This window comes from Ruegeria sp. YTSA108 (genome assembly GCF_059610185.1).
The window spans coordinates 140573-160347 of the sequence record NZ_JBXWND010000007.1 but is presented as its reverse complement, the minus strand read 5'-3'; the positions used below and the strand labels follow the sequence as shown (position 1 = coordinate 160347).

The 19775-nt window shown below is 58.7% G+C and carries 23 protein-coding genes; 16 read left to right on the top strand and 7 right to left on the bottom strand.

Annotated elements, in window-relative coordinates; translation table 11 throughout:
* Nucleotides 1-63: 63 nt before the first annotated feature.
* The gene (locus tag AC2FHW_RS12150) at nucleotides 64-645 is read right to left on the bottom strand and encodes an FMN-dependent NADH-azoreductase (RefSeq protein WP_271951444.1); all 582 of its coding nucleotides are present in this window, start codon (nucleotides 643-645) and stop codon (nucleotides 64-66) included.
* A gap of 117 nt (nucleotides 646-762) precedes the next feature.
* On the opposite strand from AC2FHW_RS12150, the gene AC2FHW_RS12145 reads away from it, so the two are divergent.
* The 4 genes from AC2FHW_RS12145 (at nucleotide 763) to AC2FHW_RS12130 (ending at nucleotide 3398) form a co-directional block, all read left to right on the top strand.
* Nucleotides 763-1641, top strand: a complete 879-nt coding sequence (locus AC2FHW_RS12145; protein WP_142639300.1) for a LysR family transcriptional regulator — start codon at nucleotides 763-765, stop codon at nucleotides 1639-1641.
* A complete protein-coding gene (locus tag AC2FHW_RS12140) occupies nucleotides 1638-2552 on the top strand; it encodes a DMT family transporter (protein WP_496821977.1) in 915 nt (304 codons plus the stop codon). Before AC2FHW_RS12145 ends, AC2FHW_RS12140 begins: the two co-directional genes overlap by 4 nt.
* Nucleotides 2553-2621: 69 nt before the next feature.
* The gene (locus AC2FHW_RS12135) at nucleotides 2622-2885 is read left to right on the top strand and encodes a hypothetical protein (protein WP_496702939.1); all 264 of its coding nucleotides are present in this window, start codon (nucleotides 2622-2624) and stop codon (nucleotides 2883-2885) included.
* Between the two features lie 9 nt (nucleotides 2886-2894).
* Nucleotides 2895-3398, top strand: coding sequence for a universal stress protein (locus AC2FHW_RS12130; RefSeq protein ID WP_496702941.1), 504 nt, complete (start codon nucleotides 2895-2897; stop codon nucleotides 3396-3398).
* A gap of 5 nt (nucleotides 3399-3403) precedes the next feature.
* On the opposite strand, the gene AC2FHW_RS12125 is transcribed toward AC2FHW_RS12130, so the two are convergent.
* Nucleotides 3404-3736 carry an ArsR/SmtB family transcription factor gene (locus AC2FHW_RS12125; protein ID WP_142639170.1) on the bottom strand — a complete coding sequence of 111 codons (333 nt, stop codon included), beginning with the start codon at nucleotides 3734-3736 and terminating at the stop codon, nucleotides 3404-3406.
* Between the two features lie 83 nt (nucleotides 3737-3819).
* Between AC2FHW_RS12125 and AC2FHW_RS12120 the strand changes: the two genes are divergently transcribed.
* The 7 genes from AC2FHW_RS12120 to AC2FHW_RS12090 all read left to right on the top strand — a co-directional run bounded on the left by AC2FHW_RS12120 (nucleotide 3820) and on the right by AC2FHW_RS12090 (nucleotide 8525).
* Nucleotides 3820-4731, top strand: coding sequence for a DMT family transporter (locus AC2FHW_RS12120; protein ID WP_142639172.1), 912 nt, complete (start codon nucleotides 3820-3822; stop codon nucleotides 4729-4731).
* 184 nt (nucleotides 4732-4915) lie between these two features.
* The gene (locus tag AC2FHW_RS12115; protein WP_142639174.1) at nucleotides 4916-5248 is read left to right on the top strand and encodes an AtpZ/AtpI family protein; all 333 of its coding nucleotides are present in this window, start codon (nucleotides 4916-4918) and stop codon (nucleotides 5246-5248) included.
* A 2-nt stretch (nucleotides 5249-5250) separates the two neighbouring features.
* On the top strand, nucleotides 5251-6009 hold the full coding sequence (locus AC2FHW_RS12110; protein ID WP_142639176.1) for a F0F1 ATP synthase subunit A: 759 nt from the start codon (nucleotides 5251-5253) through the stop codon (nucleotides 6007-6009).
* Between the two features lie 48 nt (nucleotides 6010-6057).
* The gene (locus AC2FHW_RS12105; RefSeq protein ID WP_005981269.1) at nucleotides 6058-6282 is read left to right on the top strand and encodes a F0F1 ATP synthase subunit C; all 225 of its coding nucleotides are present in this window, start codon (nucleotides 6058-6060) and stop codon (nucleotides 6280-6282) included.
* 86 nt (nucleotides 6283-6368) lie between these two features.
* On the top strand, nucleotides 6369-6920 hold the full coding sequence (locus AC2FHW_RS12100) for a F0F1 ATP synthase subunit B' (protein WP_271951428.1): 552 nt from the start codon (nucleotides 6369-6371) through the stop codon (nucleotides 6918-6920).
* A gap of 5 nt (nucleotides 6921-6925) precedes the next feature.
* Complete coding sequence (locus AC2FHW_RS12095) at nucleotides 6926-7486, top strand: F0F1 ATP synthase subunit B (RefSeq protein ID WP_271951426.1); 561 nt, start codon at nucleotides 6926-6928, stop codon at nucleotides 7484-7486.
* Between the two features lie 178 nt (nucleotides 7487-7664).
* Nucleotides 7665-8525 (top strand): glycosyltransferase family 2 protein, encoded by an 861-nt coding sequence (locus AC2FHW_RS12090; protein ID WP_271951424.1) that lies wholly within the window; start codon nucleotides 7665-7667, stop codon nucleotides 8523-8525.
* Here AC2FHW_RS12090 and AC2FHW_RS12085 read toward each other — a convergent pair.
* Nucleotides 8522-9016 carry a metal-dependent hydrolase gene (locus tag AC2FHW_RS12085; protein WP_271951421.1) on the bottom strand — a complete coding sequence of 165 codons (495 nt, stop codon included), beginning with the start codon at nucleotides 9014-9016 and terminating at the stop codon, nucleotides 8522-8524. The two genes, AC2FHW_RS12090 and AC2FHW_RS12085, sit on opposite strands and share 4 nt — an antisense overlap.
* On the bottom strand, nucleotides 9016-9786 hold the full coding sequence (locus AC2FHW_RS12080) for an FCD domain-containing protein (RefSeq protein ID WP_142639185.1): 771 nt from the start codon (nucleotides 9784-9786) through the stop codon (nucleotides 9016-9018). The genes AC2FHW_RS12085 and AC2FHW_RS12080 overlap by 1 nt, the downstream gene beginning before the upstream one ends.
* A gap of 150 nt (nucleotides 9787-9936) precedes the next feature.
* On the opposite strand from AC2FHW_RS12080, the gene AC2FHW_RS12075 reads away from it, so the two are divergent.
* The 5 genes from AC2FHW_RS12075 (at nucleotide 9937) to AC2FHW_RS12055 (ending at nucleotide 16540) form a co-directional block, all read left to right on the top strand.
* Entirely contained in the window at nucleotides 9937-11127 is a 1191-nt protein-coding gene (locus AC2FHW_RS12075) for an aminotransferase-like domain-containing protein (RefSeq protein ID WP_496708272.1), read from the top strand.
* A gap of 44 nt (nucleotides 11128-11171) precedes the next feature.
* Nucleotides 11172-11579 carry a hypothetical protein gene (locus AC2FHW_RS12070; protein ID WP_281995869.1) on the top strand — a complete coding sequence of 136 codons (408 nt, stop codon included), beginning with the start codon at nucleotides 11172-11174 and terminating at the stop codon, nucleotides 11577-11579.
* A 140-nt stretch (nucleotides 11580-11719) separates the two neighbouring features.
* On the top strand, nucleotides 11720-15175 hold the full coding sequence (locus tag AC2FHW_RS12065; protein WP_496708271.1) for a chromosome segregation SMC family protein: 3456 nt from the start codon (nucleotides 11720-11722) through the stop codon (nucleotides 15173-15175).
* 54 nt (nucleotides 15176-15229) lie between these two features.
* The gene (locus tag AC2FHW_RS12060; RefSeq protein ID WP_281973514.1) at nucleotides 15230-15580 is read left to right on the top strand and encodes a hypothetical protein; all 351 of its coding nucleotides are present in this window, start codon (nucleotides 15230-15232) and stop codon (nucleotides 15578-15580) included.
* A gap of 162 nt (nucleotides 15581-15742) precedes the next feature.
* Nucleotides 15743-16540, top strand: coding sequence for a class II glutamine amidotransferase (locus tag AC2FHW_RS12055; RefSeq protein ID WP_271951405.1), 798 nt, complete (start codon nucleotides 15743-15745; stop codon nucleotides 16538-16540).
* A 20-nt stretch (nucleotides 16541-16560) separates the two neighbouring features.
* Here AC2FHW_RS12055 and AC2FHW_RS12050 read toward each other — a convergent pair whose 3' ends face one another.
* Genes AC2FHW_RS12050 through AC2FHW_RS12040 form a run of 3 tightly spaced genes read right to left on the bottom strand, consistent with a single transcriptional unit; the run spans nucleotide 16561 to nucleotide 19618 of the window.
* Nucleotides 16561-17724 (bottom strand): lytic murein transglycosylase, encoded by a 1164-nt coding sequence (locus tag AC2FHW_RS12050; protein ID WP_271951402.1) that lies wholly within the window; start codon nucleotides 17722-17724, stop codon nucleotides 16561-16563.
* Between the two features lie 11 nt (nucleotides 17725-17735).
* Nucleotides 17736-18656: an adenosylcobinamide-phosphate synthase CbiB gene (cbiB, locus tag AC2FHW_RS12045; protein WP_271951399.1), complete on the bottom strand. Its 921-nt coding sequence runs from the start codon at nucleotides 18654-18656 to the stop codon at nucleotides 17736-17738.
* Nucleotides 18653-19618 carry a threonine-phosphate decarboxylase gene (locus AC2FHW_RS12040; RefSeq protein ID WP_271951396.1) on the bottom strand — a complete coding sequence of 322 codons (966 nt, stop codon included), beginning with the start codon at nucleotides 19616-19618 and terminating at the stop codon, nucleotides 18653-18655. Before AC2FHW_RS12040 ends, cbiB begins: the two co-directional genes overlap by 4 nt.
* Nucleotides 19619-19775: the final 157 nt, after the last annotated feature.

Sequence of the window (19775 nt, the reverse complement as noted above, 5' to 3'; positions counted from 1 at the left end):
GTGCGTCCAGTCTGCCCATTTGGTATCCAGGACAGACTGGACGTTTTCTGAGGTGAAGGTCAATCAGGCTGCCAGTTGCGAAACCGCATTTCGTGCATTGCTGAGAGAACCTTCGGCATCCAGCGCCAACTGGTCGGCGGCGACGATTTCGACGTCATGGATACCGATAAAGCCAAGTACATGCTTGGCATAGGTGGTGGCAAAATCGACATCAGACCCGACAGCTGTGCCACCCGACGCCACGGCTAAAACCGCGCGCTTTCCATCCAACAGGCCTTTTGGACCGCTTTCGGAATACGAAAAAGTCACTCCGACGCGGGCAATCAGGTCGATCCAGGCTTTGAACGCCGCGGGCACCGAGAAATTGTAGATCGGCAGGCCTATGACAAGCGTATCGGCCTGCTGCAGTTCAGTTACCAGCTCGTCAGACAGGGATAACTGGTCCTGTTGCATGGCACTGCGCTGATCGGCAGGGGTGAAATTTGCGCTGACCCAGGCTTCGGTCAGCAGCGGTAGAGGTGTGGCAAGGTCACGGCGAATTATGCGGTCAGCGCCCAAGTGATTGACGATGCGTGCCGACAGGTCACGAGTGGTCGAGCCTTCGCGGCGGGCCGATGCGTCGATATGCAGGATAGTTTTAGTCATGGTTCAATTTCCTTTGGTGTGCAGGATGTGTCTTGGCCCGATATGAGCGTTGCGCGAGCGAACAAAACTCTGGTAAGTCAACAGGGTCTGTTAGAATTTGCACAATGGAAAACCGCAGTGGACAACTGGGACGAGGTAAGAACCGCCTATCAGGTGGCGCGTATGGGAACGGTCAGTGGCGCGGCCGAGGTGCTGGGTGTGCATCATGCCACCGTCATTCGCCACATTGATGCAATTGAGGCCCGGCTGGCGGTCAAGCTGTTCCAGCGCCATGCGCGCGGCTATACACCGACCGAAGCCGGAGAGGACCTGTTGCGTGTGGCACAGGCGACTGAGGATCAGTTCAATCAACTGATCGGCCGGATGAAGGGTCGGGGTGATGACGTGTCGGGCGAGTTGGTCGTGACGTCGCTGTCCTCTCTGGCATCTCTGGTGGTGCCGGTTCTTGCCGAGTTTCAGCGACGGCACCCGGAACTGATCGTCCGGTATCTGACCGGTGATCGGCTGTTTCGTCTGGAATATGGCGAAGCGCACGTGGCGATCCGTGCCGGGTCAGCGCCTGATCAGCCCGACAACGTGGTTCAGTCCTTTATGAAGCAAGAGGTCGGGTTATACGCCAGCACCGATTATGTCGCGCTGCACGGCAAGCCTGGCAGTCTCGATGACTTTGCAGATCATTCTTTCATCAGTACCGATGACGAAAACAGCCGAGCGCCGTTTTCCCGCTGGTTGCGCCAGACCGTGCCAGCCGAGCGCATCACCTTCCGTTGTACCAACAACTTCTGTATCCGCGAGGCGGTCCTGTCCGGCGCGGGTATCGGTTTTATGCCACGTTGGTCAGCTGCAGGAGATCCGAACCTGGTCGAAGTGATCGACCCGATGCCGGAATGGTTTGGTGATCTGTGGCTTGTTACCCATGTGGATCTGCATCGCACGACCAAGGTGCAGGCCTTTCTGACCTATCTGAAAGAGCAATCCAAGAGCTGGGCAAAATGAGTCAACAGGCGCGTGGCCATCTGGCCATGCTGATTTTTTCGGCCCTGGTTGCAGGGAGTTTCTCGCTGGGGTCACTGATCGCCAATCAGATCGCGCCCGAAGCCATTACCGCGGCCCGGTTCGGCATCGCATCCGTGGTGATTGGGGGTGCCGCCCTTATGACCACCGGCCTGCCGCGCAGCGCGGCACAAGCCCCGTGGCGCTATTTGGTTCTGGGCGGAGTATTCGCGGCCTATTTCGTGTTGATGTTCTACGGGTTGAAAACTGCACCGCCTGTCAACGCGGCAGCGGTCTTTACGCTGACTCCGGTTATGACCGCATTCGCCGGTTGGATCTTGTTGCGCCAGATCACCACACCAAGGATGGCGCTTGCACTGACCCTTGGGGCAGTCGGGGCGCTGTGGGTGATCTTTCGCGCCGATTGGCAAGCCGTGCGGGCGTTCGATATCGGGCAGGGGGAAATCATCTATTTCTGGGGCTGTGTCGCGCATGCTTTGTATACCCCCCTTGTACGCAAGCTGAACCGTGGAGAGCCTGCAGTGGTGTTTACCTTTGGTACGCTTCTGGCGGGATGCCTAATGCTGACGATCTACGGGTGGTCCGAGATCCGTGCTACCGACTGGGCGAACCTGCCAGCGATAGTCTGGGTGGGTTTGATTTATGTTTCGGTCTTTGCAACCGCGGCCAGTTTCGTGCTGGTTCAGTATTCAACGCTGCGCCTGCCATCGGCAAAGGTGATGGCTTATACTTATCTGGTTCCCAGTTGGGTCATTCTGTGGGAAATCTCTCTGGGGCAGCAGGCGGTTGGCCCTGTCGTCTATTTTGGTGCCGGTCTGACGATCCTGGCCCTGGTTTTGCTGCTGAAATCCGAGGAGGGCAAACCCGCGCGTCCTTTGCCGCAAGCCGATTGAACTTGTGAAACGACCAAATTGTGTCAGGCTTGGCCCTAGACCAGAATATGAAACGTCCAAGGGGACGACATGAAACCAGTTCTTTCCATAATGATATTGGTGGTTTGCGGCGCCTGTGCCGGGTCATCTGAAACGGATTTACAAGCCAGTTGCGAGGCGCTGGTCGCAGCCGAAACCGGAACGCGGCCCGGGGATGTTCGGGCATTGTCCACCGATACCGAACCGGGCGGGTCGGTCACGACGGTTTCCGTTACCGGGGCCCAGGCCCCGTGGTTGTGTCGGGCGGACCCTTCGGGGGTCGTGACCGGTGTTGAATACAGTCAGGAAGGCTAGCCCGTTTCAATGTTTGACCAAGCGGGCGAGGGTGTTGAGGCAGATCAAGGCCTGGCACCCTCTGGTTTCTCTATGCTTCAGGCCAAGGAGGAACGTCCCATGTACAGTCATATCATGATCCCGGTTGATCTTCATCTGCCACCCGAGGTGCGCAAGGCCGCCAAAGTTGCAGCAGCTATAGCCGAATGGCAGGGGGCCAAGATTACTTTGGTCAGTGTCACCGGCACCCAACCGGGTGACCCTGTTCAGTCAGATGCTGCGATTGACAAGAACCTACGTGATTTTGCCAAACAGTTGGCTGAAAGCAGCGGGACCGAAGTGGCGTATCGCAATATCCATTCGGTTGATGTCGCCGCCGAAGTTGACGGTGACCTGACACGAACTGCCGAAGAAATCGAAGCTGACCTTATCGTCGTCGGCACCCATGCGCCGCGTATTACCGACTATATATTCTCGAGCCATGCGGGGTATCTGGCGAAACATGCCAGTGTCTCTGTTTTTGTAGTCAGGTAGGCGGATCATTCCTCGGCTGCGGGCAGTTCAACCTCAAGAAATCGTTCGAACGCGTCCAGATTGACCGGCTCGAACTGCCCGAACCCTTGCATCCAGACGGATGCGGATCGCAGCGCGTCAGGCTCCAGCTTGCACCACTTCACCCGTCCGCGCTTTTCTTGGCTGATCAGACCGGCTCTGGTCAGGATCACCAGGTGTTTTGAAATCGCGGCAAGCGACATCTCGAACGGTTCGGCGACATCCGTCACAGCCATGTCATCCTCCAGCAGCATCGCAAGGATGGCGCGGCGTGTGGGGTCGGCAAGGGCCGCAAAAACGGTATCGAGATCGTTGGACATACTCCTTTCCTAAAGCGCAAGAACCGGTTTGACAATTTTCGGTATGAGGTCACTGTGCCCCGGCATGTGTTTCGGGGGTTGGGATGTCACTAAAATACTGGCTGGTGATTTGTATTCTTGGCATCGGCTGGGGCATGTCCTTCATGTTTAATGCCATTTTGCTGCGGGAACTTGGGCCGCTTTCGGTGTCGATGGGACGGGTTGCATTTGGGGCGCTGGGGTGCTGGGTCTATGTGATCGGGGCGCGATTGCCAGTCAATCTGACACTGGCACGTGCGTTTGGGTTGTTGGGATTTGGTGCGCTCAGCTATGCCGCGCCCTTTGCCTTCTATGCGCTTGGGCAACAGCATATCGCTTCGGGTGTGGCAGGGATCGTCAATGCAACGACACCGGCCTTTGCCGTCATTGTTTCGCATTTCTGGCCCGGAAGTGAACGTGCCACCCTGTTAAAGTCTCTGGGCGTGGTTTGCGGCTTCACCGGTATCGTTGCGCTGTCCCTGCCTGTACTGGGCGGTGGCGCGTCGTCCGAATTTTGGGCGATCCTTCTGACACTTTGCGCACCGATCTGCTATGCGTTCTCAGTCAACATCGCGCGGGCCTTCCGGGATATGCAGCCTGTGGTTCTGACCGCCCTTGCATTGACGGGTGCTACGCTGGCCATCACGCCCTTGGCGCTTTGGCAAGAAGGACTACCCCATATAACCCGGGCCGAGACTTGGGCCTCGCTGGCGATGATTGGGTTTGTGCTGACATCCGCCGCCTTTATCGCGTTCTACTGGCTGCTGCCCAAAGTTGGCCCGACCAATATCTCGACAGTGACATTGATTGCGCCTGTTTCAGCGCTGGTGCTTGGAACATGGGTGCTGGGGGAAACCCTGCGGCCCGAGCATCTACTGGGAATGGCAGCGATCTTCGCCGGTCTGCTGCTGATCGACGGGCGCGTGATCAGACGTATCTGGCAGGGGGTGTCGGGCAAAGATCAACCAAAAGGTTGAATATGCGGATTCCGTACCTTTGTACCCGCTTCCTGTGGTTCGGGCTGATCACGCCTATGCTGACTCAGAATAAATACCTTTAAAAACAATAGAGTAAAGTGCGGCAATTCGAGCTGCCAACGCCGTTGACTCTGCGCTCTCCGCCCCTTAGCACCGTGCCCAAGACTGTACGAGGGAAACGCCCGTGACTGATGATGACCAAAAGCAGCGTATGGCGCAGCTTGAGGCTAAGATCACGGCGGCGAAAAAGGCCAAGTCAAAGCCTGAGGCCCGTGCGGACGCCGATTATTCGGGAGGCGAGCTTGCCTGGCGGATGGTCATCGAAATGGTATCCGGTCTGGGGATCGGATTTGGCATCGGATACGGGCTGGACAGCCTGTTCGGGACAATCCCGATCTTTCTGGTGCTGTTCACATTGCTGGGTCTGGTCGCCGGGGTAAAGGTTATGCTCCGCAGCGCACAACAGGCGCAAGAGAAACAGATGGCCGACAAGGCCGACGAAGACGAGAGGGACTGAACGTGGCAACCGAGACCACCGCAGCAGAAGGCAGCAGCCTGGTTTTCCATCCGATGGATCAGTTCATCGTCAAACCGCTTTTTGGCGACGGTGCGATTGCTTGGTACACGCCCACTAACGTCACTCTGTGGCTGTTTTTCGCAATTCTCGCCGTGATCGGCCTGCTGGTGCTCAGCACGTCCAAGCGCGCCATTGTTCCGACGCGCATGCAGTCGGTGGCCGAACTGGCCTATGGCTTTATCTACAAGATGCTTGAAGACATCTGCGGCAAGGATGGCGTCAAATACTTCCCTTATGTCATGACCCTGTTCATGTTCATCGTGACCGCGAACTTCCTGGGTCTGATCCCGACCTCGTTCACAACCACATCGCATTTCGCCGTGACCATCCCACTGGCGCTGGCCGTGTTCCTGACTGTGACCATTCTGGGTTTTGTCAAGAACGGCGCCGGGTTCCTGGGCCTGTTCTGGGTCTCCAGCGCGCCGCTGGCGCTGCGCCCGATCCTGGCGATCATCGAGCTGATCTCGTATTTCGTGCGCCCGGTCAGCCACTCTATTCGTCTTGCCGGTAACGTCATGGCAGGCCACGCGGTTATCAAGGTTTTCGCAGGCTTCGCCGCGATTGCCGTGATCTCGCCCGTGTCCGTTCTGGCGATCACCGCAATGTATGGTCTTGAGGTCCTGGTGGCCTTCATCCAGGCCTACGTATTCACCATTCTGACCTGTGTATATCTCAAGGATGCACTGCATCCGTCGCACTAAGGTCCGATACCCAAACATCGAAACTTCCAATTCGTAAGGAGAAACATCATGGAAGGCGATCTCGCACACATCGGCGCAGGCCTGGCAGCAATCGGTTCCGGCGCAGCCGCAATCGGGGTGGGCAACGTAGCAGGCAACTTCCTGGCTGGCGCTCTGCGCAACCCTTCGGCGGCTGCTTCGCAGACCGCAACCCTGTTCATCGGTATCGCATTTGCAGAAGCCCTGGGGATCTTTGCATTCCTAGTTTCGCTGCTGCTGATGTTCGCCGTCTAATCTGCGGAACCTGATCCTTACGCGCAGGTGGGCCCAAGCCATAGCGGCCCGCCTGTTGTAAAGACAACGTTCCGACGGAGGACATCATGGCGACAGAACCCGTATACGAAGAGGTGGCTGGCACCTGCGTTGACTCTCATGGGTCGGCGATTGGTATGCCTCAGCTTTGCTTCGATTGGTTCCCCAACCAGATCTTCTGGCTGGTCATCACGCTGGTCGTCATCTTTCTGGTCCTGTCCCGCGTGGCTCTGCCCCGCATCGCGGCAATCCTGGCGGAACGTCAGGGGACCATTACAAATGACCTGGCTGCGGCCGAAGATCTAAAGGCCAAAGCGGTCGAGGCTGAAGAGGCCTATAACAAGGCGCTGGCCGATGCCCGTTCTGAGGCACAGCGTATCGCTGCCGAAGCACGCGCCGAAATCCAGTCTGGTCTGGATGACGCGATTGCCAAGGCAGATGCTGAAATCGCTGCAAAAGCGGCTGAATCGGAAAAGGCTATTGCCGACATCCGTGCAGGTGCGCTGGAAAGCATTCAAATCGTTGCCAAGGATACGGCAGTAGAACTAGTTACCGCTCTGGGTGGCGAGGCTGATGCCAAAACCATCAACGGTGCGGTTGACGCGCAGACAAAAGGATAAGTGACATGCGGAACACTCTTGCCCTTATCCTGACATTTGCTGCCGCCAGCCCCGCGCTGGCCGCAAGTGGCCCGTTTTTCTCGCTTGGCAACACCGACTTTGTGGTTCTGCTGGGCTTCATCGTTTTCATCGCAGTCCTGTTCTACTTCAAGGTCCCGGGCATGATTGGTGGAGCGCTGGATAAGCGTGCCGAAGGCATCAAGTCCGAACTGGACGAAGCTCGCGCCCTGCATGAAGAAGCGCGCAGCCTGCTTGCCTCGTACGAGCGCAAGCAACGCGAGGTTCAGGGTCAGGCGGATGCCATCGTGGCCGCCGCAAAGGAAGATGCGGTTCTGGCAGCTGAGCAAGCCAAGGTCGATCTGGAGAAATCCATCGCGCGCCGTCTGGCGACCGCGCAGGACCAGATCGCTTCGGCTGAAGCGTCGGCTGTCAAGGAAGTCCGCGATCAGGCTATCACCGTTGCTATTTCTGCAGCCAATGCTGTGCTGGCCAAGCAGATGACCGCCACGCAGGCCAACAAGCTGATCGACGCATCCATTGCGGATGTGAACGAAAAGCTTCACTAAGACAATTCCGGCCCGGCAGCACATCTGCCGGGTCCGGACATTGGGCTGCGAATCTCGCGCCCCGCTTCCCGATTTGACCGGGGACCGATTGTCTGCGTTACATATTCGGAAACACTCCAACCAAATTTTGCGCCCGTGCGACGGCATATGCCGAAACCGGACTGGATAAGAGCCCTTTATGACCGAATTGCCGACGATCAGTGTCGTTATTCCCAACCTGAACTGCGTCGATTTCATCGAACGGACAATCCTCTCTGTGCTCGAGCAGGAATATCCCAAGCTGGACCTGATCCTGTCGGACGGCGGTAGCACCGATGGTTCGATGGAGGTGGTCGAAAAGTACCGCGATGCGTTTTCACATATCATCTCGGGCCCGGATACCGGGCAGGCCAACGCTGTAAACAAAGGCTTTGCAGTGGCCACGGGCGACGTAATGGGTTGGATCAATTCGGACGATGTTCTTATTCCCGGCGGCCTTGCCACGGTAGGATCGCTGTTTGCGTTGAACAAAAACATGAATTGGATGACCGGGCGGGTCACGTGCATTGACGAGGAAGACAATGTCCTGACTGTACGGCGCCCAAAGCCTGTTTCACGGGTAAGACTGCTTGCCGGGGATTATCAGTGGGTTCAGCAGGAATCGACCTATTGGCGGCGTGACCTATGGGATCAGGTCGGGGGCCAACTGAACGAGAACCTCAAGCTTGCCGTCGACGGAGAGTTATGGCTGCGGTTTTCGCGACATACCGATTTGGTGCCCGTGCATGCTCAGGTTGGGGCTTTCCGGTTCCGCAAGGGCCAGCGGTCCGAAGCGGCTGAGGCTTACCATGCGGAAATGCTTCAGGCGATTGAGGTCGAGCGTCAGGCGCAGAGCCGGTCGGATGACCTGATCGGGGCGATATTGGACACGCCGTTGGAATTGCGCTCTCGGACCGAAGCTGAAGGGTTGTTTCCGTCGCTGTCCAGTCAGGACCCGAAGGCAATGAAACGGCCAAATTTGTGGGTTCACAGTCTTAAGCGGCGGCTGAACGGAATTTAACCCTCAAGGCCCTGCTGTTTCTTGCGCCTGCTGGTCCACCACACATAGGCCGCCAGGAGAGTGATTGCGATTTCGATCTTGAAGGTCCAATGGCTTAGAAAAGATAAAATCCAATGAGAATGCGTGGCCTGAACAACCACCAGCGGGTGGGTGAATTCGGAAATTGGCCAAGCCCATGCCACTTCGCCAACGATCGAATCCAAGGTCATATGCACCAGACCCCCGGCGCCGAAGGCTGCAGTAATGAGACCTGCGCGCGGGAATCTTAGCCGCAGCAGCAGGCCGAGCGTCAGGATGCCGAGCCAGAGCAGAGGGCGGTGTGTGAGGTATTCGTGATGGTGGTGGCTGCGATTGTCTACGAAATAGAACCACAGCAAATCGATATCCGGGGCGATGGAACCAATCATCGCAGCGGCAAACGCAGCTTTATCCAATCCGGGCGTCGCAGTGCGAAAGACCAGATACGCACCTGGTAGGTGCCCAATGAACATCAGTGCTGTCCTGTCTCATGGTCCAGGCGCTGCTGCGCAATGGCTTCGTTCCGCAGGGCTTTCTGGTGGTCTTCCATGCAGATGCGAACAAAGCCCAGATGCTCCTGGACTGCAACGCGCGCCGCCTCAGGGTCGCGAGCCTGCAGCGCTGAATTGATTTCCCGGTGCTGATCCAGAATGGCGTCTCGCGTCGTACGCTGCCGGAACATCATCTGCCGATTGTAGAAGACACCCTGTCGTAGCAGGTCGAACATCGACCGCATCATATGCAGCATGACCACGTTGTGACTGGCTTCAATGATGGCCATGTGGAACTGCGCATCCAGATGGGCCTCTTCCTCGGCCGCATTGCGGGCATGGGCGGCTTCCATCTTGTCAAAGATCGCCTGTACGACCTTCAGGTCGCTTTCCGACCCCAGTCTTGCCGCGCGTTCTGCTGCAAGCCCTTCCATGTCCCGACGGAAGGACAGATAGTCGAAAACCGCCTCGTCATGGCTGCTGAACAACCGGATCAGAGCCGGTGAAAAAGCTGAGCCTAAGACTTCGGCAACATAGATTCCTGACCCCGCCTTGGCTGTCAGCAAACCCTGATGCTGAAGATCAGAAATCGCTTCGCGTAGTGAGGGGCGTGAAACGCCCAGACGGTCGGCCAGTTCCCGTTCTGCAGGCAAACGTTCTCCGGGGCGCAGGATCCCGCGCAGAATCAGCAACTCGATTTGTTTGACCACCGCAATGGACAGCTTTTCAGTTTGGATCTTTTGGAAGGGCATGGCGGCGCGTTTTCGAAATTGGTCAATTCATATGACCACGTATCCGGGCCTGGTTCAAGCAGGGGGGTGGAGTTGAATTTAGGTCAGCAATGTTGACATTAAAGAAATTGCCCCTAGAGTAGGTCGCAACAGGGCAGGAGGAGGCCAAGGATGACCCAGAAACTATTTGCAACGCGGGCGTCCCGGATGAAAGCATCGGAAATCCGCGAGTTGTTGAAACTTCTTGATCAGCCGGGAATCATCTCGTTCGCGGGCGGCATCCCAGACCCAAACCTGTTTCCCACCGAGGCCTTTGCCCAAGCTTGTCAGGCCGCTTTGAATGCTGGGCCGCAGGCGCTGCAATATTCAGTCAGCGAGGGCTATGGTCCATTGCGCGAATGGCTTGTGCAGCATATGCGCGAGATCGGCGTCGATTGTAGTGTCGATAACATCCTGATCACCTCGGGATCGCAACAGGCCTTGGATTATCTGGGCAAGCTCTATTTGTCGCCAGGGGATACTGCGTTGATCGGCTGGCCGACCTATCTGGGGGCGATCAACGCCTTTGATGCCTATGAGCCCCGGTTCGACCGTCTCATGCTTAATGGCAATAGAGGTGCCGCCGAATATTCCGAAGCCGCAGGCGAGGGCGCGGTCAAATTCGCTTATCTGTCGCCTGATTTCGCAAATCCAACCGGTGAAACCGTTGACCTGCGTGGTCGAGAATACCTGCTGGATCTTGCCGATGATCTGAATATCGCGGTGATCGAGGACGGCGCCTATCAGGCTCTGCGCTATGAGGGTGACGCGATCCCTCCGGTCCTGGCGTTGGAACAGGCGCGAAAAGGGTCGATCGAGGCCTGCCGTACGATCTATTGCGGCAGCTTCTCGAAAACGCTGTCTCCGGGTTTGCGCGTTGGTTGGGTGGTGGCTGCCAAGCCTGTCATCTCGCAACTGGTGTTGGTCAAGCAGGCGGCGGATTTGCATTCGCCCACATTGAACCAGATGGCGGTTGAGCAGGTTGCGCGCACGCATTTTGACACACACATCCCACTGTTGCGGCAGGCCTATGGTGCCAGGCGTGATGCGATGCTGGAGGCGCTGCAACAGAACATGCCCGATGGTGTTCAGTGGACGCATCCGCACGGGGGCATGTTCATCTGGGTGACTCTGCCTGCCGGTATGAACGGGGCAGACCTGCTGGCCCGTGCGCTCGACACAGTGAAACTGGCCTTTGTGCCGGGTCGGGCCTTTTTCGCAGATGGTTCGGGCGCCAATACGATCCGGTTGAGTTTCTCGAACTCGGATGAGGATACGATCCGCGAAGGTATTCGCCGCTTGGGAACAGTACTTAGGGCCTGAGCGAAGGAAAGGTTCTGTTAACCAGTTTTGGCAATGATGCGGATATGATCCGGATTTTGTCTTTTCTGATGCTGGCAGCATGTTCGGCCGGGACCCCTCACTTTCGCGATGTTCAGGTGACGCGTATCGCTGTGAATGGCAGCGTATTTGATGTTCGCGTGCGCGGAGATCTGGCCGAAGCCGTTCGGGTTAATTCGCAATACGCTCCGCGTCTTGGCCCGATCCGCGAACGAGCGGCCATGGCGATGGCTCAGGTCTCGGGATGCCCGATACTGGATGTCCTGGGCGACGCGGCCGTGACCGTTGGCGTTTTGGGTTGTGACCGCGCCATGGGCAAGCGGTTGCTGCTGACGGCGGTTTCAGTCCCGAATTACGAATGCATTGATACCGGGCTGTTTCAAGACCTTGGTAACGGCGACGGCTATCAGGTCTTTGAGTGTACAGCCTACTGAATCGCGCTTTTTCTTGCGGATTTAGGCAAGATGTTGTGGATAAGTGGGCCATATATCCCATATCCTGCGCGACTCCGTTGACTCACCCCCAATCCGTTGCGCAGACTTCGAAGGTATAGGAATCACGGGACCCATTGCCTTTGCGCTTTAGCAAACTCAAACTCACCGGCTTCAAAAGCTTTGTTGATCCGACCGATCTGATTATCGCGGATGGGTTGACCGGTGTTGTGGGCCCTAATGGTTGTGGCAAATCCAATCTGCTGGAAGCTCTGCGTTGGGTGATGGGGGAAAACCGACCCAAATCCATGCGCGGTGGCGCGATGGAAGATGTGATTTTCGCCGGGGCCGCCACGCGGCCGGCCCGCAATTTTGCCGAAGTTGTGCTGACCATGGACAACTCCGAGCGGCTCGCGCCCTCGGGTTTCAATGACAGCGACCAGCTTGAGATTGTCCGCCGCATCACCCGAGATGTCGGCAGCGCCTATAAGACCAATGGCAAGGATGTGCGGGCGCGTGATGTGCAGATGTTGTTCGCCGACGCCTCAACGGGTGCGCATTCTCCGGCGCTGGTCGGACAGAACCGCATTGCCGAACTGATTAACGCCAAACCCCGCTCTCGCCGCCGCATTCTGGAAGAGGCGGCCGGAATTTCGGGCCTCTATCAGCGCCGACACGAGGCCGAGTTGAAGCTGAAGGGTACCGAGGCCAACCTGACCCGTGTGGATGACGTGCTGGAACAACTGGGCGGACAGCTGGCGCAGCTGGCCCGTCAGGCGCGTCAGGCCGCCCGCTATCGCGAAATCGGAGAGCAGCTGCGCCAAGCCGAAGGCATGTTGCTCTATCGTCGCTGGAAAGAGGCCGACATGGCCCGCCAGCAGGCCGAGGAAAAGCTGCGCGAACGCCTGACCGAGGCGTCGCGCGCCGAAGCTGATGCACGCTCTGCCGTCGCAAGTCGGGCGGAAATCGAAGAAACCCTGCCACCCCTGCGCGAAGAAGAGGCCATTGCCGCCGCCGTCCTGCAGCGCCAGCAGGTGCAGCGGGATCAGTTGTCAGATCAGGAAACCCGCGCCCGTCAGACGATTGAGACATTGACTAATCGCATTCAGCAGCTTGGTAACGATATCGAGCGCGAGGCCGGGCTGAACCGCGATGCGGGGCAGATGATCGAACGGCTGGAATGGGAAGCTCGTGAATTGGCCAAAGCTGCCGATGGCCACGACGAAAAAGTCGCCGAGGCCGCCGAGGTCGCGCGCGAAGCGGCCTCTGTCCTGCAAGACCGCGAAGACCACTTGTCACAAGAGACTGAGGATATGGCGCGTCTGGTTGCGCGCCACCAGTCCGGCCAGCGATTGGTCGACGACAGCCGCAAAACGCTGGCCAGGTCGGAAGGTGAAGAGGAAAAGGCCCGCGCAGCGGTGGATGAGGCGAAAACAGCCCTGACCCGCGCCGCCGAGGCATTTGAGGCCGCGCAAGAGGGTGAAGAAGAGGCTCGCGAGGCCTCTGAAGCCGCCGAAGAGGCACTGGCCGCCGCTGACGAGTTACGCAATGAAACCCAGGGCCGCGAGGCCGAGGCCCGTGCGAAAAGATCCGAAGCTGAAGGTGAGCTGGGTGCGATCCGCGCCGAAACCACAGCTCTGGCCAAGCTGGTTGAACGGGATACCGCAGAAGGCGGGCAGGTGCTCGACATGCTGCGTGTGGCTCCGGGTTATGAAAAGGCATTGGGCGCTGCGCTTGCGGATGATCTGAGGGCACCCTTGGTCGAGGGCGACGGGCCATCAGGCTGGGTACCGGTTGCTGGCTATGATGCCGATCAATCGCTGCCCAATGGGGCCGAGCCGCTGGCCTTGCATGTATCCGGTCCTGATCGCCTCAGCCGCCGGATCGCGCAGATCGGTTTGGTTGACGCGGATCAGGGCGCACGCTTGCAAGCCTCGCTGAAACCCGGTCAACGGTTGGTTTCGCGTTCGGGCGACCTGTGGCGGTGGGACGGATTCCGTGCCTGGGCCGAGGATGCGCCAAGTGCGGCCGCCCTGCGGCTTGAACAGCTCAACAAACTTGAGGCACTGAAACAGGAACTGGCCAGGACCGAGGCGCAGGCCGACGGGGCCCGCGCCGCGCACGAGACGCTGTCGCAACAACTGGCCGACGTGACCGAGGCTGACCGCCGCGCCCGCGAGGCACGCCGCGCCGCCGATCAGCGTATGGCTGAAACCGCGCGTCTGCTCAGCAGGGCCGAGGCCGATCGCAATCTGGCGCAGGGCAGGCTGGAAACGCTGGCGCTTGCCGTTGATCGCCACAAAGAGGATGCGATGTCCGCCCGTGCCCAGCTGCGCGAGGCCGAGGGCGCCTTGACCGGTCTGGGCAATCTCGACAATGCCCGCGCGCAGGTCGAAGACATCAAACAGACGGTCGAGGCGGCGCGGATCACGATGCTGACTCACCGCTCGTCCCATGACGAGCTGCGCCGCGAGGGCGAGGCCCGTACCCGCCGTACACAAGAGGTCACCAAAGACCTCAGCGGTTGGCGGCACCGCCTGGACAGCGCCGAAAAGCGAATCTCGGAACTGGCCGAGCGCAAGGAAAGTTCCGAGGAAGAGCTATCCGAAGCGATGGCTGCTCCGGGCGAAATCGCCGAGGCGCGTGAAGAGTTGAACGAATTGATCGAAACTGCCGAAGCCCGCCGGGCCGAGGCCGCCGACAAGTTGGCTGCCGCCGAGGCCCGCCAGCGAGAGATTGTGCTGGCTGAGCGCGAAGCGGAACGTCTGGCTTCGGAGGCGCGCGAAAGCCGCGCCGCCGCTGAGGCGCGCTGTGATGCAGCCAAAGAGGCCGTATCGGCAGCGGCCGAGCGTATCGCTGAGGATCAACAGCTAACCCCGAACCAGTTGCTGAACCAGCTGGATGTGAATCCCGACCAGATGCCGGCTGCCGATGCTCTTGAGGCCGAGGTCAACCGCCACAAACGCCAGCGCGATGCGATGGGCGCGGTAAACCTGCGTGCCGAAGAGGACAGCAAAGATGTTCAGGAAGAATTCGACACGCTGAACGGCGAAAAGGCCGATCTCGAAGAGGCGATCAAAGCGCTGCGCAGCGGCATCTCCAGCCTCAACCGCGAAGGACGCGAACGGCTACTGACCGCGTTTGAACAGGTGAATTCGAACTTCGCCATGTTGTTCAAGCATCTCTTTGGTGGTGGCGAGGCCAATCTGGTCATGGTCGAAAGCGACGACCCTCTGGATGCCGGCCTTGAAATCATGTGCCAGCCGCCGGGCAAGAAATTGTCGACGCTCAGCCTGCTTTCGGGCGGTGAACAGACCCTGACCGCGACGGCCCTGATCTTTGGCGTCTTTCTGGCGAACCCGGCTCCGATCTGTGTTCTGGACGAGGTCGATGCGCCGCTGGATGATGCCAACGTGACCCGGTTCTGCGACCTTCTGGACGAGATGTGCCGCCAGACCGACACACGGTTCCTGATCATCACCCACCACGCGGTGACCATGGCGCGGATGGATCGTCTGTTCGGCGTCACCATGCAAGAACAGGGTGTCAGCCAGCTGGTCTCGGTTGATCTGAAGAAAGCCGAACAGATGGTCGCCTGACCTCTCACTGCAACGTTATGAGCGGTTTCGTAAGAATTGGGTTAGGCTGCTGCCATGACCCGTTTCCTGATCATCGCCCTACTGACTGCTACCCCTTTAGGGGCCGCGGAATGGACGACCAAGCCCGATGACGTCCCTCTGACCCAACAAGAGTTGACGGCGCTGGCGGGTCGGACGCTGACCTTTTATGATGACGGGCAGTCGCGATACTCGGCTGGCGGGGCCTATTCCTATACCTATGCCAGCGGAGAATCCGCGTTCGGAACCTATTCCATCGCGGAGGATGGCAGTATCTGCGTGCAATACAGAAACGGGTTCGGTCGATGTGATCTTTATGTCCTGAGTGCTGGACGCCTGATCCTGATCACGGAAAAGGGAGAGCGTTTCCCGGTACGGCCCGAGTGACATTCAAGAAACCGCGGCATCTGTTGAAAATGATCTGAAAATTTGGATCTTTGGTGGTCATTTAATCGTAATATTTCAAAATTAGATGGGGATCAGGGGCGAATTCTCACCCCGCGTTGTTGTAAGTTCCCGTATCAACAACGGATCAAAAGAGGCGGGTCGATGTGCAGATTTCTGGCTTGGGCGGGTGCGAAACGGTTTCTGGACGAACTTGTCATGGACCAGGAACAGTCGCTGGTGCATCAAAGCAGAAACGCTCTGATTGGCAAAACGCCGATCAACGCGGATGGTTTTGGGTTGGCCTGGTATTCCGGGCGCGAAACGCCGTGTTTTTACAAAGACACCAACCCGGCTTGGTCGGATGCCAACCTGAAACAGTTGACCCATCACACGAAATCGCACCTGTTCCTGGCGCATGTACGTGCCTCAACTGGGACTGCCACGTCGCGGAACAACTGCCATCCTTTTGGCTGTGGTAAGTGGAGCTTTATGCATAACGGGCAGGCAGGTGGCCATGACCGTATCCGCCAACAGCTTGACGGGATGATACCTAGCCACCTGTACGATCATCGCCTTGGCGCAACTGAAAGCGAGGCGATTTTTCTGATTGCCCATGGCGAAGGGTTGGACGCCGAACCCATCGCCGCGATGGAGCGTGCGGTGCACCGTGTCGAGGTGCTTGCCCGCGCCAAAGGAAGCCTACCCCATATGCGCTTTGCCGCCTGCTGGTCCGATGGAGATCGCCTGTTTGCTGCGCGCTATGCCTCGGACCGTTTCGCACCCAGCCTGCATTACAGGCCCTGCGATGATGGGATCATTATCGCGTCTGAGCCGCTGGATGCGAAGAATGGCGATTGGGCCGAGATCCCGGCAAATACCGCCATCGAAACACGCGGCGATAGGCTGCAGATGCATGTGTTTGAGCCGAACGGGCGATCTTTGGACGCCGAAGTCGCCTAGATCGCCGTATCGAAGAGCGACTAGAGCCGGTTCAACAACTCAGCCGTTGGCCAGGCATCCGCAGGCAGGCCTAGTCGTGCTTGCTCTGACTGTACAGCCGCGCGGGTCCCTGCGCCCAGAATCCCGTCGATCTTGCCCACATTATGGCCGCGCGCCTGCAGCTTGCTTTGCAGCTGCTTCATCTGTGGACCCGATAAGCCTTGGGCCGCGTTGCCCGCGTCATAGACCTGTGCCCCTTCAAGCCGGGTGCCGAAATAGGCGGCGGTCAGCACATAGACAAAGCTCTGGTTCCATTCGAAATACACATCGAAATTTGGATAGGCCAAAAACGCCGGCCCGTTATGCCCTTGCGGTAGGATCAGCGAGGCGGGCAGGTTGGACAGCGACCCGTTGCGCGCCTGAACGCCCATCGCCTGCCAGTCAGAAATCGAACGCGGTTTGCCCGGGCCCGATAGCGACCAATCCATCCGTGCGGGTACGGTGACCTCTTGCAGCCAAGGCTGCCCCGGTTGCCAGCCCAGATGCGACAGCATCTTGGCGCCCGACATAAGCGCATCGGGCGCAGAGGTCTTTAGCGAAACCTTGCCGTCACCATCGCCATCGACCCCGTTTTCCAGAATGTCTCGGGGCAGCATCTGTACCATTCCAATCTCGCCAGCCCAAGCACCTGACGTGCGGGCCGGGTCGAAATTTCCCCGGCTGTACAGCTCAATCGCGGCGAACACCTGAGGCCGGAACAATTCTGGACGACGGCAATCATGCGCCAGTGTCACCAGCGCATTGCGGGTGTTGAAATCCCCCTGAAACGACCCGTAATCCGTTTCGAACGCCCAAAATGCCAACAGCACCCCGCGCGAGACACCATATTGTTGCTCGATTCGGTCAAACACCGCGTCGTATCTGCGCGACATGGCCTGACCCCGGTCGATCCGGTTTTGTGAAATCAGGTGTCGCGAAAAATCAATGAACGGTTTCTGGAACACGCCCTGTGCCCGGTCGGCTTTCAATACCGCGTTGTCTTGTTGCACACCTTTGAAGAAGGCATTGACGGTGGATTTGTCAAAGCCTTGCTGAACGGCCTCGGCCTTCAACCCCTTCACGAAGGAGTTGAAACCCCCACCACATTGGGCAAACGCAGGTGAAGCAAACAAGGCGGCGGCAACAAGGCCGGAAAGAAAACGCATGGACAGGTCCGTCAGATTATGAAGCTGACCCCAACCCACACTGACACGAGGCCAAGCGCAAGCCCCCATATCCTCCAAAGCATGTCGCATGCGCGGAAAACCTCTGGCGCGCCGATGTCGCGCGGGGCCTCGCCGTTGACCCAAGCCAGATCCCTGAGCTGCCCGTCATAGCTGCGCGGCCCGGCAAGGGCCACGCTCAGCGCGCGTGCCATTGCCGCCTCGGGCCAGCCAGCGTTGGGAGAGATATGGCGGCGCGCATCGCCCACCATCTGCTCCCATTTCGCCCATTGGTTTGACAAGATGACGATCAATAGAAAGGTCAGTCGTGCGGGGACCAGGTTCAGGACATCGTCCAACCGCGCAGCTGCCCATCCGAAATCACGGTATTTATCCGTGCGATAGCCGACCATGCTGTCGGCGGTATTGATCGCCTTGTAGACCAGAAGCCCTGGCAGGCCACCCACCAGAAACCAGAAGGCCGGCGCGATGACTCCGTCGCTGAGGTTTTCAGCCGCGCTCTCGATCGCGGATCGGGCGACCTGTGCTTCGGTCATGTCCTTGGTGTCGCGTGACACGATCATGGCGACCTTCGCGCGCCCATCGACCAGCGAGGTCTGCAAACCCTCGCCAACAGCGCGAACATGTTCCACCAGCGATTTTTGTGCCAACAGCACAGCGCAGATGATGGTGCCGATGATCGGGCCAAGCAAAGACAGAAGCCCCCCAAGCCCAGCGGCACCTGCGACCAGCAGCGCGGCAACAGCTATGCCCTTAAGGCGACGGTACGAGTCATGGTTCAGGCGGTCGTCAAGCCACTCGATGAGTTTACCAATCATAACGGCGGGGTGCCGGATGCGCGACCACAGCCAATCCGGCTCGCCCAGTGCCGCATCCAGACACATGGCGCAGACCAAGATAAAGGCGGTGCTCACAGGGCCGCCTCAAGCCGCGCCCAGCCATCTGCCGGTGGCAGGCCAAGGCGCAGATAGGTTTGCGAATAGGGGAATACACGACTCCAGATATGTGCGCGGGCCAGACGGTCTTGCCAGGCACTGGCGTCGTCGACCTGATAGAGCCGGAACAGGCTGGTGCCGCCGATCAGCTGCGCGCCTTTCTGCGTTACCATCCGATCCATCCGGGCGGCATCGGCCGCCAAAAGCAGGCGGGTCTCGTCAGCCCAGGCCGTGTCGCGCAGCGCTTGCTCTCCGATCCGCAAGGCGGGACCTGAGACCGCCCAAGGCCCGGTCAGATCGTTCAAACGTGCGATCAGACCGGAGCGTGCGATGGCAAATCCCAGCCGTAGCCCCGCCAGCCCCCAAAACTTGCCAAAGCTTTTCAGCACGATAACTCCGGGCCGGTCGGCAAGATGGATCAGCGAGGCATCGGGCGTGACGTCGCAAAAGCTCTCGTCGATAATCGTCAGGGGGGCATCCACATCGCCCACGCTCCAGATGCGCCCATCTGGGTTGTTGGGGTGCACGATCACGCGTGCCTCAACTGGGCCGGAGTTCTGTAGCGTCCAGCCCTGCACGGCAAAGGCGGCGGCATGTTCGTTATAGGTCGGAGTGGTAATCTGAACCCGGCCGGTTGCAGCCAGCGCAGGAATGCGGGCGATCAGAGCAGATGCGCCGGGCGCAGGCAGGATCTCTGCACCCTCGGGAACTGACCAGAAACTGCGGGCCGCATCGGCCAGCCGTTCAAATGCGCCATGGTCGGGCAATTCCATCCAATCCGATGGGGTGAGCCCGGCAACCTCGTATGGAACCGGATTGATTCCGGTGGACAGGTCGATCCAATCGGTTCGCTTACCGCCATAAACTGACATGGCCCCATCCAGCCCACCGCCATGGTCCCGAGCGGCCCGCGGATTCAAATCTCTATTTTCGCGCGCCATCGGGCCCCTCGCCGGAATCACCAAATTTTGCCTGTTTCAAGCGGATTTCTGCCAGTTTTACAAGCAAATCCGCGTGATCAGGGGCGTGCTCCGGCTCGGTTAACACTTTGTTAATGAATTGGCGTGAACACAAACCTTAGGGGTCGGCACCACTCAC

What these genes read in the sequence shown, in the direction of transcription:
- AC2FHW_RS12075 (WP_496708272.1), top strand. Translation starts at nt 9,937, where the DNA reads ATGACCCAGAAACTATTTGCAACGCGGGCGTCCCGGATGAAAGCATCG.
- AC2FHW_RS12125 (WP_142639170.1), bottom strand. Translation starts at nt 3,736, where the DNA reads ATGTCCAACGATCTCGATACCGTTTTTGCGGCCCTTGCCGACCCCACA.
- AC2FHW_RS12105 (WP_005981269.1), top strand. Translation starts at nt 6,058, where the DNA reads ATGGAAGGCGATCTCGCACACATCGGCGCAGGCCTGGCAGCAATCGGT.
- AC2FHW_RS12135 (WP_496702939.1), top strand. Translation starts at nt 2,622, where the DNA reads ATGAAACCAGTTCTTTCCATAATGATATTGGTGGTTTGCGGCGCCTGT.
- AC2FHW_RS12055 (WP_271951405.1), top strand. Translation starts at nt 15,743, where the DNA reads ATGTGCAGATTTCTGGCTTGGGCGGGTGCGAAACGGTTTCTGGACGAA.
- AC2FHW_RS12040 (WP_271951396.1), bottom strand. Translation starts at nt 19,618, where the DNA reads ATGGCGCGCGAAAATAGAGATTTGAATCCGCGGGCCGCTCGGGACCAT.
- AC2FHW_RS12100 (WP_271951428.1), top strand. Translation starts at nt 6,369, where the DNA reads ATGGCGACAGAACCCGTATACGAAGAGGTGGCTGGCACCTGCGTTGAC.
- AC2FHW_RS12120 (WP_142639172.1), top strand. Translation starts at nt 3,820, where the DNA reads ATGTCACTAAAATACTGGCTGGTGATTTGTATTCTTGGCATCGGCTGG.
- AC2FHW_RS12085 (WP_271951421.1), bottom strand. Translation starts at nt 9,016, where the DNA reads ATGTTCATTGGGCACCTACCAGGTGCGTATCTGGTCTTTCGCACTGCG.
- AC2FHW_RS12060 (WP_281973514.1), top strand. Translation starts at nt 15,230, where the DNA reads ATGACCCGTTTCCTGATCATCGCCCTACTGACTGCTACCCCTTTAGGG.
- AC2FHW_RS12140 (WP_496821977.1), top strand. Translation starts at nt 1,638, where the DNA reads ATGAGTCAACAGGCGCGTGGCCATCTGGCCATGCTGATTTTTTCGGCC.
- AC2FHW_RS12095 (WP_271951426.1), top strand. Translation starts at nt 6,926, where the DNA reads ATGCGGAACACTCTTGCCCTTATCCTGACATTTGCTGCCGCCAGCCCC.
- AC2FHW_RS12070 (WP_281995869.1), top strand. Translation starts at nt 11,172, where the DNA reads ATGATCCGGATTTTGTCTTTTCTGATGCTGGCAGCATGTTCGGCCGGG.
- AC2FHW_RS12050 (WP_271951402.1), bottom strand. Translation starts at nt 17,724, where the DNA reads ATGCGTTTTCTTTCCGGCCTTGTTGCCGCCGCCTTGTTTGCTTCACCT.
- AC2FHW_RS12130 (WP_496702941.1), top strand. Translation starts at nt 2,895, where the DNA reads ATGTTTGACCAAGCGGGCGAGGGTGTTGAGGCAGATCAAGGCCTGGCA.
- AC2FHW_RS12150 (WP_271951444.1), bottom strand. Translation starts at nt 645, where the DNA reads ATGACTAAAACTATCCTGCATATCGACGCATCGGCCCGCCGCGAAGGC.
- AC2FHW_RS12090 (WP_271951424.1), top strand. Translation starts at nt 7,665, where the DNA reads ATGACCGAATTGCCGACGATCAGTGTCGTTATTCCCAACCTGAACTGC.
- AC2FHW_RS12080 (WP_142639185.1), bottom strand. Translation starts at nt 9,786, where the DNA reads ATGCCCTTCCAAAAGATCCAAACTGAAAAGCTGTCCATTGCGGTGGTC.